At 36.8% G+C, this 14061-nt stretch carries 17 protein-coding genes and 1 rRNA gene; 2 read left to right on the top strand and 16 right to left on the bottom strand.

Going from position 1 to position 14061, the window contains the following annotated elements:
* Positions 1-3: 3 nt before the first annotated feature.
* Positions 4-1200, top strand: coding sequence for an acetate kinase (locus tag H6A27_RS00090; protein WP_204507256.1), 1197 nt, complete (start codon positions 4-6; stop codon positions 1198-1200).
* Between the two features lie 189 nt (positions 1201-1389).
* Here H6A27_RS00090 and H6A27_RS00085 read toward each other — a convergent pair whose 3' ends face one another.
* The 9 genes from H6A27_RS00085 to H6A27_RS00045 all read right to left on the bottom strand — a co-directional run bounded on the left by H6A27_RS00085 (position 1390) and on the right by H6A27_RS00045 (position 8759).
* Positions 1390-2154, bottom strand: coding sequence for a UDP-2,3-diacylglucosamine diphosphatase (locus tag H6A27_RS00085; protein ID WP_204507338.1), 765 nt, complete (start codon positions 2152-2154; stop codon positions 1390-1392).
* Between the two features lie 45 nt (positions 2155-2199).
* Positions 2200-2520, bottom strand: coding sequence for a metal-sulfur cluster assembly factor (locus H6A27_RS00080; RefSeq protein ID WP_204404089.1), 321 nt, complete (start codon positions 2518-2520; stop codon positions 2200-2202).
* 112 nt (positions 2521-2632) lie between these two features.
* Positions 2633-3322 (bottom strand): RadC family protein, encoded by a 690-nt coding sequence (gene radC / locus H6A27_RS00075; protein WP_204404087.1) that lies wholly within the window; start codon positions 3320-3322, stop codon positions 2633-2635.
* On the bottom strand, positions 3319-4389 hold the full coding sequence (locus H6A27_RS00070; RefSeq protein ID WP_204507255.1) for a glycosyltransferase family 2 protein: 1071 nt from the start codon (positions 4387-4389) through the stop codon (positions 3319-3321). The genes radC and H6A27_RS00070 overlap by 4 nt, the downstream gene beginning before the upstream one ends.
* A gap of 179 nt (positions 4390-4568) precedes the next feature.
* Complete coding sequence (der, locus tag H6A27_RS00065) at positions 4569-5882, bottom strand: ribosome biogenesis GTPase Der (RefSeq protein WP_204404083.1); 1314 nt, start codon at positions 5880-5882, stop codon at positions 4569-4571.
* Between the two features lie 34 nt (positions 5883-5916).
* Positions 5917-6798, bottom strand: coding sequence for a GTPase Era (gene era, locus H6A27_RS00060; RefSeq protein WP_204404081.1), 882 nt, complete (start codon positions 6796-6798; stop codon positions 5917-5919).
* Between the two features lie 86 nt (positions 6799-6884).
* On the bottom strand, positions 6885-7886 hold the full coding sequence (locus H6A27_RS00055; RefSeq protein ID WP_204404079.1) for a beta-ketoacyl-ACP synthase III: 1002 nt from the start codon (positions 7884-7886) through the stop codon (positions 6885-6887).
* A gap of 107 nt (positions 7887-7993) precedes the next feature.
* A complete protein-coding gene (gene rpmF / locus H6A27_RS00050) occupies positions 7994-8179 on the bottom strand; it encodes a 50S ribosomal protein L32 (RefSeq protein WP_007559879.1) in 186 nt (61 codons plus the stop codon).
* 16 nt (positions 8180-8195) lie between these two features.
* Positions 8196-8759 (bottom strand): YceD family protein, encoded by a 564-nt coding sequence (locus H6A27_RS00045; RefSeq protein WP_204404077.1) that lies wholly within the window; start codon positions 8757-8759, stop codon positions 8196-8198.
* A 225-nt stretch (positions 8760-8984) separates the two neighbouring features.
* Here H6A27_RS00045 and H6A27_RS00040 point away from each other — a divergent pair, with 225 nt between their 5' ends.
* Complete coding sequence (locus H6A27_RS00040; RefSeq protein ID WP_204507254.1) at positions 8985-10199, top strand: THUMP-like domain-containing protein; 1215 nt, start codon at positions 8985-8987, stop codon at positions 10197-10199.
* Here H6A27_RS00040 and trxA read toward each other — a convergent pair.
* The 7 genes from trxA to rrf form a co-directional block, all read right to left on the bottom strand.
* The gene (trxA, locus tag H6A27_RS00035) at positions 10185-10634 is read right to left on the bottom strand and encodes a thioredoxin (RefSeq protein ID WP_204507253.1); all 450 of its coding nucleotides are present in this window, start codon (positions 10632-10634) and stop codon (positions 10185-10187) included. The two genes, H6A27_RS00040 and trxA, sit on opposite strands and share 15 nt — an antisense overlap.
* 99 nt (positions 10635-10733) lie before the next feature.
* A complete protein-coding gene (locus H6A27_RS00030) occupies positions 10734-10955 on the bottom strand; it encodes a DUF2795 domain-containing protein (protein WP_072531153.1) in 222 nt (73 codons plus the stop codon).
* Positions 10956-11018: 63 nt separating this feature from the next.
* On the bottom strand, positions 11019-11588 hold the full coding sequence (locus tag H6A27_RS00025; RefSeq protein ID WP_204404071.1) for a cob(I)yrinic acid a,c-diamide adenosyltransferase: 570 nt from the start codon (positions 11586-11588) through the stop codon (positions 11019-11021).
* Between the two features lie 70 nt (positions 11589-11658).
* Positions 11659-12342: a hypothetical protein gene (locus tag H6A27_RS00020; RefSeq protein ID WP_204507252.1), complete on the bottom strand. Its 684-nt coding sequence runs from the start codon at positions 12340-12342 to the stop codon at positions 11659-11661.
* 118 nt (positions 12343-12460) lie between these two features.
* The gene (locus tag H6A27_RS00015) at positions 12461-13408 is read right to left on the bottom strand and encodes an acyltransferase family protein (protein ID WP_204507251.1); all 948 of its coding nucleotides are present in this window, start codon (positions 13406-13408) and stop codon (positions 12461-12463) included.
* Positions 13409-13428: 20 nt separating this feature from the next.
* Positions 13429-13869 carry a GNAT family N-acetyltransferase gene (locus H6A27_RS00010; protein WP_204507250.1) on the bottom strand — a complete coding sequence of 147 codons (441 nt, stop codon included), beginning with the start codon at positions 13867-13869 and terminating at the stop codon, positions 13429-13431.
* Positions 13870-13973: 104 nt separating this feature from the next.
* A 5S ribosomal RNA gene (gene rrf / locus H6A27_RS00005) occupies positions 13974-14061 on the bottom strand; the annotation flags it as partial.

Here is a 14061-nt window from a genome sequence, read left to right as displayed (position 1 = left end):
ATTATGAAAATATTAGTATTAAACTGCGGTAGCTCTTCAATAAAATATAAACTGTTCGAAATGACTTCAAAAGAAGTCCTTGCACAGGGAGGAATAGAAAAACTTGGTCAGGAAGATTCTTTCCTTAAAGTAACATTGCCAAATGGTGAAAAGAAAATCTTGAACAAATATATCCCGGAACACACTGCAGGAATAAAATTCATCTTCGAAACTATCACTGACAATGAAATTGGAGTGTTGAAAGACTTGCACGAAATCAATGCAGTAGGTCATCGTGTAGTACATGGAGGTACAAAATTCAACAAATCTGTATTGATTAATGATGACGTTATCGAAACTATCAAAGAGTGCAGCGAACTGAGCCCTCTGCATAACCCTGCAAACCTTAAGGGTATTGATGCCGTAAAGAGCCTTTTACCTGAAGTTCCACAGATAGCCGTATTCGATACAGCATTCCATCAGACAATGCCTGAACACGCTTATTTATATCCAATACCTAACGAATATTACGAAAAATATGGTATCCGCCGTTATGGTTTCCACGGAACATCTCACCGCTACGTATCAAAACGTGTATGCGAATTCCTAAACATACCGGTAGAAGGCTCAAAAATCATAACCTGCCACGTAGGTAACGGTGGTTCGATTGCGGCTGTAAAAGACGGAGTATGTATTGACACTACAATGGGACTTACTCCATTGGAAGGTCTTATGATGGGAACACGCTGCGGTGATATAGACGCAGGTGCGGTATTATACATGATGAAGAAAGAAAACCTTACACCAGACCAGATGTCGGACATTCTGAACAAGAAGAGCGGTGTTCTCGGAATGTTCGGTCACAGCGATATGCGTGAACTGGAAGCTGCATCGGCAAACAATGACCCTGTAGCAAAACGTACGGAAGACGTTTATTTCTACCGTATCAAAAAATATATCGGCGCATACGCTGCTGCTATGGGTGGTGTTGACGTTGTATTGTTCACAGGTGGTGTTGGTGAGAACCAGGCTACAGCCCGTGCAGGTGCTTGCAAAGGATTGGAATTCTTAGGTATTAAACTTGATCCAGAACGTAACAAGGTACGTAGTAAAGAAGCTATCATCTCTACAGACGATTCTAAGGTAAAAGTTGTAGTTATACCTACAGACGAAGAATTAATGATTGCTTCGGATACAATGGATATCTTAAACAACAAATAAGATATTAGGAATATCCTAAAAAAGTAAAAATCCGGATTGTGTTCACACGACATCAGCACCAAGCTGAAATAAACGGACAAATTCCTAACTGACAATATGCCTATATCGCGTTACGGCACGTAAAAATTACAACAAAAAAATGGTGTATTTCTGCGGAATACACCATTTTTTGTTGTTTATCAGTTAATATCAAAGTTGCGTCTCACCTTCAATAAACTGCTCCAGGAACATGTTTTCCCCGTCGAATACGGCATAGGAAAACTCTGTTATCCAGTCGCCCAGTATCATCATTCTTGATGTCCTTGAAAGCATCATATCAAACAAGATATGTCTATGGCCGTAAATAAAGAAATTAATGTCAGGATGAGTCTTAAGGTAGTTCTTAGTAAACAGGACTAAAGGTTCCTTGTCTTCACCCATGTATTCAGGTTCTTTCCCGTCAATACGCTTCATGCGGCTATGCTTTGCCCACTCCAGACCAAAATCTATACTCCATCGAGGATGGAGCATGGAAAACAACCGTTGCAAGGTTTTACTGTGGAAAATCATACGGAGAAACTTGAATTTCCTGTCATCGTCGCCTAATCCGTCACCGTGGGCCATAAAAAATTCCTTTCCATAAATCTCGCAAGTCAACGGGGTACGATGAATAATCATGCCACATTCCTTCTCCAGATAATCGTCACACCAAATATCATGGTTGCCAATGAAGAAATGTACTTCCACCCCCTTGTCGGTGAGTTCAGATACCTTACCAAGAAAACGTGTATATCCTTTAGGTACTACTGTCTTAAACTCATACCAAAAGTCGAACATATCGCCCAACATGTACACTGCGGCAGCCTTGTCCTTTATACTGTCCAGGAAATTGACCAGTCTTCTTTCCTGCGTACGAGCATGAGGTATAGCCCGAGAGCCCAAATGAGCATCGGAAATGAAATAAATGTTTTTCATCTCATTCATAGTTATACCTTTATTTTAATCGGTTATTATTATAGATTACATGAAACCCAATTCCAGTTTGGCTTCCTCTGTCATCATATCTTTATCCCATTCAGGTTCGAAAACCAGATTAACCTGCGCTGATGTCACTCCATCGACAGATTCAATTTTCTGTCGTACATCTTCCATGATGAAATCTGCCGCTGGACAGTTTGGCGCTGTAAGAGTCATATCCAAAGTCAGTTCACCATTATCCTGGAGGTCAATCTTGTATATAAGCCCCAAATCATAAACATTTACCGGTATTTCAGGGTCATATACAGTTTTCAACATATCTATTATCCTCTCTTCTATTTTGAGTTTTTCTTCGCTATTCATATATTCAAATTAAGTAATATTTAATGCTGCAAAGATAGTGAAAGGAGCGTGGAGAGTCAAGCGAAAAAGATAGTTTTTCAGATTGAACTATACCTGGCACATCCTATCTTATCTATATTCTTCCTTCATCTGCATAACTGTAATAAGCGCCATCTGTCACTATCACATGGTCAAGCATACGGATATTCATTACCTTTGCCGCCTGAAACAATGCCTGAGTAAGTCTGTCGTCGTCAGTACTTGGACGAATATTTCCCGAAGGATGGTTATGACTTAATATCATCGACGTGGCACGTTTGAGGAGTGCCTCACGCAAAATCACCCGAACATCGACCTGCGTAGAAGCAAGACCTCCCTGGCTTATACGGGTGACATCTATCACCTTTGATGCCTGATTAAGAAACATCACCCAGCATTCCTCTATCGGCAAATCACACATTATCGGATGAAAATAGCTGTAAATATCTTCCGAAGAACGTATAGGCTTCCTTTCTTCAAGTCTCTCATCCTTACGGCGTTTACCCAACTCAGATGCAGCCAGGATTGTTATGGCCTTGGCCTGACCTATACCCTTAAACTTACATAAATCGCTTACAGAGCATTTGCCCAATGCACTAAGGCTGTTATTGTATTTGTCAAGAACCTTGCGCATAAGCTCTACAGCCGACTCTTCTGTATTACCGGAACCTATCAGGATAGCCAGCAACTCCGCATTCGAAAGCGACGACGCTCCATGCATCATCATTTTCTCGCGAGGACGGTCTTCCTCTGCCCATTGGTTTATTGATAGTCTGTCTGTCATTTATAGAAAGTTTTATCAAATGCTGAAAACGAATCTTTACCTTTCACACAGCGCCTCCACCACGCTATCAGGAATCCACTTCCATATCCGGTTAGTTGAATAAACGATGAGAGTATGGAAAGAGTAGCGATTTTCAAGCTTTTATTCCGGACAGCAGAATCAACCAATATCAATAATGAGAAAAGCAATAACGGCAATACACCTATTGCAGTAAGCCATTTACCCCAAGAATGCAATAAATCATGGCTGACAGGATCGGGAGTATATGACGCCAATGAGAAAAAGTAAACACCCGACAAAATCAACAGAATCAATATAACTACTCCTATAGTAAATACAGCAGGCAACAGATGAACAATTTTAAGTGATTCAGGATATTTTTTATACAGATTTATACGGGCTATCCCTGAGTTATGTACCTGCTTGAAGAATTTCCTCATATCTGTTCTACGCTTATGCCAAACCCATGCTTCCGGGAATAGGCGACATGAATATCCGCCCTTGAAAATTCGTATGCTGAAATCTATATCCTCACCGAAACGCATATCAGAGAACCCTCCCAATGCCTTATATACATCAGCACGAATTCCCATATTGAAACTGCGGGGGTAAAATTTATCCATCTTCTTTTTCCCGCCACGAATTCCGCCTGTGGTGAAAAACGATGTCATAGAATAGTTTATTGCTTTTTGAGTATCCGAAAAAGATTCATGGGCACGATCAGGGCCGCCAAAAGCATCGGCTGGTTCATTTCTCAGCTCCTCTTCTATTGCCATAAAATAACCTGGTGGAAGAATACAATCAGAATCGAGTATGACCAGATACTCACCATGGCTTCTTTCGGCACCATAGTTTCTTGACTGCCCGGGTCCAGAATTGGGCTTTGAATAATATCTGATGTCCATAGATGCAGCATATTTGTCAACCACATCCTTACACGGCACAGCAGAACCATCCTCTACCACAACAACCTCAAAGTCGGTATATGTCTGCTTTATAAGGCTCTGTAACAGTTCATCAACTTCGTCCGGACGATTATATACAGGTACTATAACTGAATATCGCATGTTTAAAAAAATGAGTTATTTGCAAACTTACGGAAAAGTTTTACAAAATCAATGAGTCATTTCATTTTTATATCCCGATAATATGGTTATAGTCTTACCAAATAAAAAAAAGCCCAAGTATAAGAAAATTATAATTTCTAATACTTGAGCTCAATAATATTTTTATCAAAAGACAAGAATTACTTCTGACGGATAAATATATTTATCGGAGTACCGCATAATTTCCAACGTTCCCTCATCTTATTCTCAAGGAAACGCTTGTACGGTTCCTTAACATACTGAGGCAAATTGGCGAAGAACACAAACGATGGGACCTGAGTATTCGGCAACTGCGTAATATATTTTATCTTAATATATTTACCTTTGTTTGATGGTGGCGGATAAGCCTCAATCAATGGTAGCAATTCTTCATTAAGTCGTGCTGTAGGTATTCTTGTAGTTCTTGACATATAAACTTCCTTGGCTGCCTCCAATACTTTCAGGATACGCTGCTTAGTCAATGCAGATGCAAAAATAATCGGGAAGTCAGTGAAAGGAGCAAATCTGTTACGGATTGCATCTTCATAGTTCTTCATAACCTTGACAGACTTTTCTTCTACTAAGTCCCATTTGTTTACAACCACCACAAGACCTTTCTGATTGCGCTGTATCAGACTGAAAATATTCAAGTCCTGTCCTTCAATACCTCTTGTAGCATCAAGCATCAGAATACATACGTCAGAACTCTCGATAGAACGTATCGAACGAACTACAGAATAATATTCAAGGTCTTCACTGATTTTGTTCTTCTTTCTTATTCCGGCAGTATCAACAAGATAAAAGTCAAAACCAAACTTGTCATATCTTGTATATATTGAGTCGCGCGTAGTACCTGCTATTTCAGTCACTATATTTCTATCCTCTCCAATAAAAGCATTTACTATTGAAGACTTACCGGCATTCGGTCTGCCTACAATGGCAAATCGAGGGATATCCTCATCATAAGTCTCGTCAGCTTCTTTCTTGAACTTTGAAACAATAAGGTCAAGCAAATCACCGGTTCCGCTTCCACTTATTGCAGAAATACAGTAAGGATCGCCCAAGCCTAATGAATAAAACTCGGCTGCATTGTATTGCAAATCGTTGTTATCAGTCTTATTGGCAACAACAATAATCGGCTTCTTTGCACGTCTAAGAATGTCGGATACTTCCATATCCAAATCTGTAACGCCATTCATTATATCAACGACAAACAAAATAACGTCTGCCTCATCTACAGCCAATAGAACCTGTTTACGGATTTCTTCTTCGAAAATATCATCAGAATTTACAACCCAACCACCTGTATCAACAATGGAAAATTCCTTTCCTAACCATTCGGACTTTCCATACTGACGGTCACGGGTTGTTCCTGCCTGTTCATTTACAATTGCCTGACGCGTTTTTGTCAGACGGTTAAATAATGTTGACTTTCCTACATTCGGACGTCCAACAATAGCTACTAAATTACCCATAATTATAATTATTTACGGCTATCTCAGCCGGTGATTAATCTAATTGATAACCAAAATTTCTCAATTCCTTATCGGAGCTTCTCCAGTCCTTGTCCACTTTTACGAAAGTCTCCAGATAAATTGACTTTCCGAAGAACTGCTCAAGGGTTTTTCTTGCTTCTGTTGCAACTTTTTTAAGAGCTCTTCCCTGTCGGCCGATAATAATTCCTTTCTGAGAATCACGCTCCACATAAATCACGGCATTTATGTGTATGCTTTTTGGGTCTTCCTTGAATGACTCAACTACAACTTCAACCGAATACGGAATTTCTTTATCATAATAAAGTAGAATCTTCTCTCTGATAATCTCTGTAACGAAGAAACGAGCAGGCTTGTCTGTCCACTGGTCTTTACCAAAATAAGGAGGAGAATCAGGCAAAAGGTCCTTTATTCGTTTCATCACGACATCAACATTAAACTTGGCCATAGCTGATATGGGAATTATTTCAGCATTTGGCAACATCTCATGCCATTCTTCAACAAGTTTAACTAAGAGATCCTGGTTTATGAGGTCTATCTTGTTAATCAGCAATAAAACCGGAACATTCATATTACGAACCTTTTCCATAAACTCAGTGTTCTTATCCGGTTTTTCTACTGTATCTGTAACATATAGTAAAATATCTGCATCAATCAATGCCGATTGAGAAAAGTTAAGCATTGATTCTTGAAGTTTATAATTAGGCTTCAAGACCCCAGGAGTATCCGAAAATACAATCTGCATATCATCAGTATTAAGTATTCCCATAATACGATGACGTGTAGTCTGCGCTTTGAATGTTGCAATAGAAATTCTTTCTCCTACCAGCAAATTCATCAATGTAGATTTTCCCACATTAGGGTTTCCTACTATGTTTACAAATCCGGCTTTATGCATATTATAATTTACCTCAGGAATACAAAAAAACGCATCTGACAGGGATGCGTCTTTTTGTATATTTGTTAATGAATTTATCTCAAATATTACTTATTTCCGTCATAACCCCACTTAACATAAGCAGCACCCCAAGTAAATCCGGCACCAAATGCAGTGAAGATTAAGTTGTCGCCTTTCTTAAGCTGCTTTTCATATTCCCATAAGCATAACGGCAAAGTACCTGCGCTTGTATTACCAAAATGTTGTATGTTAAGCATTACTTTTTCAATAGGAACATTGAGTCTTGAAGCTACAGCATCAATAATTCTCAAATTAGCCTGATGAGGAACTATCCAATCGATATTATCCTTATCCAAGCCATTACGCATTGCAATCTGCTCTGTAACATCCGACATATTTGAAACAGCATACTTGAACACTGTTCTACCTTCCTGATACAAATAATGCATCTTATTGTCAATTGTAAAATAAGAAGGAGGACATACAGAACCACCAGCTTTCATGTGAAGGAATGGAAGACCTTTTCCGTCAGTACGCAAAATTGAGTCCATAATACCGTAATCTTCGGTTGTAGCTTCAACCAGACATGCAGCAGCGCCATCGCCAAAGATAGGACATGTAGCACGGTCAGAGTAATTGACCATTGATGACATTTTATCTGCTCCTACGATAATTATTTTTTTATGACGTCCTGACTGTATCATACTTGCCGCTGTCTCCATAGCATACAAGAAACCACTACAAGCAGCCTGCAAATCGAAAGCGTATGCATTCTTGAGACCCAATTTATCGCACAATATAGATGCTGTAGAAGGGAAATGATAGTCAGGTGTAGTTGTTGCAACTATAACACAATCTATAGAATCGGGATCGGAGCTCGTTTTCTGCATAAGCTGTTTCGCAGCTTTACGCGCCATATATGATGTACCCAAACCTTCCTCATTAAGAATTCGTCTTTCTTTTACACCAATACGGGTCATTATCCACTCGTCGTTGGTATCGACCATTCTTGATAATTCTTCGTTTGTAAGTACATACTCAGGTACATACCCTCCTACTCCTGTTATTACCGCATTTATTTTTTCCATTATTTCAAATTTTAGTTTGAATCCTAAAAATAAAGCCGAAGAGCCGAAGGCCCTCCGGCTTTATTTCCTCAAGAACATAAACTGTTCACGATAAAGCTCTGCACTAATTAAAGAGCAGCTTCTTTTTCAATTGCTAATTTACCTCTGTAGTAACCACAAGCTCCACAAACTGTGTGATACACATGCCATTCACCGCAGTTAGGGCAAATAGCTAAAGTAGGAGCAACTGCTTTATCATGAGTTCTTCTCTTAGCAGTTCTCGTTTTTGATTGTCTTCTTTTAGGATGTGCCATTTTACTAAAACTTTATTTAATTATTATTTAATATTTTCTTTAATGCGTTCCAACGGGGGTCAATTTCTTCAGTTTCACTTTCATCACTTCCTTCTTCTGCCGAACAGGAGCTACCCTCATCGTTACTGTCATATCTCATGAAATCATTCAATTTCTCTTGCATCTGTTCATTGCACTCACCTTCTTCATGCACAATTCTATATGGAAGACTGAGATATGCGAATTCATATATATACCAGGCTACATTTATTTTACCTTCGACCTCAGGTACAACAACGATATCCTCGTCATCGGAAAATTCTTCTCCAAATTTTACGTTTAATACATTGTCAGTATCAACATCCACTTCAACTTCATCAAGACATCGGTCGCATATACATATAACAACTCCCTGGATATGAAAGTTCAATTTAAATGCCCCAATCCCTTTTTTAACTGTCAAAGAGACTTCCAAATTGCCTTTTTCTATTCCAGTAGCCTCAATCAATTTAAAAAATTCGTCACCAACATTATAATTATAAGTAGCTGATGAGTCTCTCAAATTTTTTAAATCTATATCATATTGCTCTATTCTTTCCAAGTCTCAACACCATATAAATCGGGCGACAAAGTTACAAATAATAATTCATTATTTCTAATTTTTCTACTTTTTATTTTGTCAAAAAAATATTTTTGACGAAATAGATTACCTGACTTTACAATGTAGCACACTAATTTTATTTATAGGATCTATTCACCAATTACATCTTAAATATTTAAAACAAATATTCTATCTTTGTACTGTATTTCCTCAAAAGCAGATTTCATGAACAAATTATCACAAGAAACGTTACAGTTTATCCAAAGCCATCGTAACGATGATATACGCCAACTTGCACTCAAAATAAAAAGAAACAGCAATATTGATTCAGAAGAGGCAATCATTCAAATTGCCGGATGGCAAATAGCAAAGAAAAAAATTCCATCCTGGGCCTCGAACAACGATATACTATATCCAAAGCATCTTTCGATGGAACAATGTTCATCAGAGGTTACTGCAATATACAAATCAAAATTATTAAAGGGAAATACATTTGTCGATTTAACTGCAGGATTGGGAGTTGACTGTTACTTCATATCAAGAAATTTCAATCATGCTGATTACGTTGAAAGGAATCCAGACCTATGCAGCACAGCCAAACATAATTTCAATATACTTGGAGCCGACAATATTTATATTCATAATAACGACGGCATAGAGTATCTGAAAAACATGCGACCTGTAGATTGCATATTTCTCGATCCTGCAAGAAGAAACGAACATGGTGGAAAAACTGTAGCTATTACTGACTGTGAACCTGATATTACACAAATAGAAGAACTTCTGGTAGAAAAAGGCAAGACAGTAATGGTTAAACTATCACCCATGTTAGACATACACTCAGCCCTAACAGAATTAAAATATATTGATAGTCTGCATATAATATCTGTTAATAATGAATGTAAGGAGCTTATCTTAGTTCTCACCAAAGATTCGTTTTCCGGAATAAATTCATACGATAATATAAAAATAAATTGCGAGCAAATAGTAAATTCACAGCCATCCCAACATTTAGAATTTACATTCAGTGAAGAAAAGATTGCAGATACTAAATACTCAGAAAAGGTTGGCAATTACCTATACGAACCAGGAGCAGCGATATTGAAAGCTGGTGCATTTAAGCTACTGTCCTCAAGATATGAAGTAGAAAAACTACATATAAACAGCCATCTTTATACTTCAAACGAATTAAAGGATTTCCCTGGCAGGAGATTTAAAGTCGTAGAGACTTCAACATTCAATAAAAAAGAACTCAAGACCTTCATAAAAGGCCTTGAGAACGCTAATATCACGATAAGGAACTTTCCTTCAACCGTAGCTGAACTTAGGAAAAAATTAAAGCTTAAAGAAGGTGGTGACTTCTATATATTCGCTACCACTCTGAATAACGGAGAAAAAGTCCTTATTAAATGCAAAAGCATAAAATCACTTAATCCCTAAAAGGAACTCATCAATGGCACGTTTCAAACTTTCCTTAGGTAAGGCTCCCTGAGCAACCTGAGGATCGCCTTTCATAGGAATAAATAGCAAAGTAGGAATACTTTGAATTCCAAAAGCCGCAGAAAGTTCTCTTTCCTTGTCTGTGTCAATCTTGTAAATTACAATCTTACCGGCATATTCATTTGCCAATTCTTCAAGAATAGGGGCAACGACCTTACAGGGGCCACACCACGTCGCATAGAAATCCACAATAGCAGGTTTGTCGCCTTCATAAACCCATTTATCAGGATTTTTTTCATAATTATAAATTTTCTCCAAAAATTCTTTTTTCGAAAGATGCTTAACATTTGTTTCTGTAGCATCTGAGGTTAAACTTCCTGCATACACAGCAGTAATAAAGAAAAAAGTAATAAATGAGAGTAATATTTTTTTCATAAGCAAAAGTCCTAAGATAAATAAAAACAAACGAAGGCCTTGCCAACAATATGAGGACAAAGTCTTCGTCACAAATAAAAAATCTATAAAATATATAGATTAATATTCTTCCTCGTTGAAGAAAAAGTCTTCCTTACTTGGATAATCCGGCCAAATATCCTCAATACTTTCATAAATATCACCTTCGTCCTCCATTTCCTGAAGATTTTCAATTACTTCAAGAGGAGCTCCGGAACGCATTGCGTAATCAATCAACTCATCTTTTGTTGCCGGCCATGGAGCATCTTCCAATTTTGAGGCCAATTCTAATGTCCAATACATAGTATATTTATTTTTAAAAGTTTTACTTTTATTATTTGAGCCACAAAAGTATAACAAAAAAATTCATTTACAAGTCTTATCCCAATAAATTTCATCTTCTGAAGACAAATGATTCAATTTTCTGGATAACACGAACAAATAGTCAGAAAGTCTGTTTACAAAACGTTTACAATTCACGTCTATTTCTATATTATAATGTTCTTCAAGGTCAAGAATTCTCCTTTCAGCTCTTCTACATACAGTCCTGCATAAATGACATACAGAAGACTGATATGCTCCACCGGGAAGAATAAATCCTTTCAACGTCGGAAGTGATGCATCAATAATATCTATTGCATTTTCCAACTTTCCAATATCGTCGTCTTCAATATATGAAACTATTCCTGTTTCACTCTGAGATTGTTCAGTCGCAAGATAAGCTCCTAAAGTAAACAATTTATGCTGAACGAACCGTAAAAGTTTCTTTTCATCATCAGTTTCTATAAGAGAGATAAGCATACCAAGACACGAATTTAGTTCATCTACAGTTCCGTATGCCTCTATGCGACAGTGTGTTTTCTTGACTCTAACTCCTCCTACGAGAGAAGTGGTGCCATTATCACCTGTCTTTGTGTAAATAAGACTCTTTTTCATGGTATATCAATTTTGATTATCAAATATAAAACCAACAGCTATCTGTTATGTTTCACTAAGTAATTTTATATTACAGAAAATTAACGATACGATTTTCCTTTACACGTTTTTTATCAAAAAAAACGATACCAATATCATATAAGTCGAATGTAACCCTTGTCCTTTTATCATCAACAACACTCTTCCACCAGGATTTCTTTTCCTCATCCGAGTATGGATAAGAAATTATCAGGCAATCCTCATCAGATATATAATCAATGATTTCCTCATATACTTCACGATACTCGCCAATATGGGCTATATGAAACAATGTTGGAGGTTTATGTGATTTCAGTATTTCCTTTATTTCATCTCTACTGACACCCGTTATGTGATGGATATTTTTTTTTGTTATGAACAGACGTTCAACCTGTGAATCAAATTCATCGTCAGACAAAGTATAAATACTCATATTAGAATTTGCTTCACACATATACCTTGTTGTCATTCCTGAACCTGTGCCAAACTCAATGACCGTTTCTGGACGCAAATAGTTAACTAAACGGAAAAACAGCTTATCTACTTTTTCTCTGTGACCAGGCAAATGGGCTACCAGTCTGCGAAGATGATGCAATTGAGAATATGCATAAAAAGGCAGTTTCTCATATATTACAAAAGTTATCAAGAAAAAGTCTGATGGAGAATGTACACCATACCCACAACGTTTTCTAAATCTTCTACACCAATTCCAACCTCTTAAAATTGTCTTATTCATCTGGCTTAATAATTGTTATATCAATGTTGCTATACCAGGCATCTATTAATTAAATTGACACAAAAATAATAATACACGATAAGAATAACAAACAAAAATATAGTTAATAGTTTCAGCTTTATTTAATTGGTTCAATTATCCTCTCTTTCCCAAAGATAAAACGCGAAATACCCAAATAATCTGTCAATGCTCCTATCAAGAGACATCCGCAGACAGTAACTATTAGAGTAACCAATATAAATAATAATCCTGAAGAATCAAATGAAAGGATTCCAGCCAATTGCTTTACCAGAATAGTAAACAAAGGAGAAAATAAAAGCAAGACCAAAGTATGCCTTCCTATGTAATTAAAAAATGACGATATAAAATGTGGCAACACTTTATATATTGCCAAAAGTGAGCATATTGACAGATAAGTTATCAATACACCTCCAATTGTAAATCTGTCAAGGTTATTAGGATTTACCGTCAATATGACGAAACCTATTACTGCCATCCATGAAGATTTAAAAAATGAAAGAAAATCTACAGAAGATTGTTTCACACTTACACCTATGAAAAAATAAAAGACACTCGAAAGAGAGATTAACTCGCAATAAACAGACAGAAATCCTAATACGATTGAAGAGACCACTATCCGTGATGTTATATTCCTTTGTTTTTTAAAGCCTAAAAATGACAGATAATACACTATAGAACATATAACCAAAGAATGCAAATACCAATATGGACCAATAGGTTTGACAAACAGTTTGTTTATAAACACATCGAATGTCAAATTATTTATATGTTCTCTAATTGGTAATACAGATGCCATAATGACATATCCGCTCTCCATAATAATATATGGAACAATAAGCCAGAGTACCGACCTAAGAAAGGCCGAAAAAGGCTTGTCTATATGCATAACATATCCTGAAATAATAAAGAAAGCAGGAATATGAAAAGTATATACCACCTGTTTTAAATATGGATATGTATCACCTATATATGCCAGATGAAAGGTGATCATCAGCAATATAAAGATACACTTGAGAAAATCAAGTTCGTCTATTCTTTTAGCCATAACACAAGATAATAAAGAATTTACTCATTAAAATCCATTTTATATACATTGGTTTCCTTTCTGAGGAAACCAGATGAAATATAAAGCCTGTTTGCAGCAATTCGAACAGGTTTTGAGGTAAGCATCAATGTCGATTTACCTGAAGCGGATACTATTTTTTTTGCTTCATCAACAAGCATCCTACCTAATGACAAACCTCTGTATTGATTATCCACAACTACATCCTCAAGCCAAAACTTTCTTCCTGTAGGAGAAATATAATTCCCTAAAGTAAACATACCTACTATCTCATTATTAAGAAATATAAGATATAAAGAGTTGCTGTCCGAATTAATTATTTCAGATAATTCATTTTCGGTAATTGGATGAAAATTAGAAACGAGTTGACAAAGAAGTCTATTAACTCCATCAACAATATATTGATTTGATTCTTTTACATTAATAATTGCAGGTGTATTCATATCGGTGTAAATTTATGATTTACAAAGGTACATTTTTATCAATATAATAGTACTTATAAACAACGAAAAAGCCCCGAAGCATCGCTTCAGGGCTCTCCTCTATAAAACGGCGACTACCTACTCTCCCACTTGTACGCAGTACCATCGGCGTGACGAAGCTTAACTTCTCTGTTCGGAATGGGAAGAGGTGGA

Origin of the sequence: Bacteroides caecigallinarum, from assembly GCF_016902295.1 — a bacterium.
Classification (GTDB): Bacteria; Bacteroidota; Bacteroidia; order Bacteroidales; family Bacteroidaceae; genus Phocaeicola; species Phocaeicola caecigallinarum_A.
This window is presented reverse-complemented; position numbering and strand designations above follow the sequence as displayed.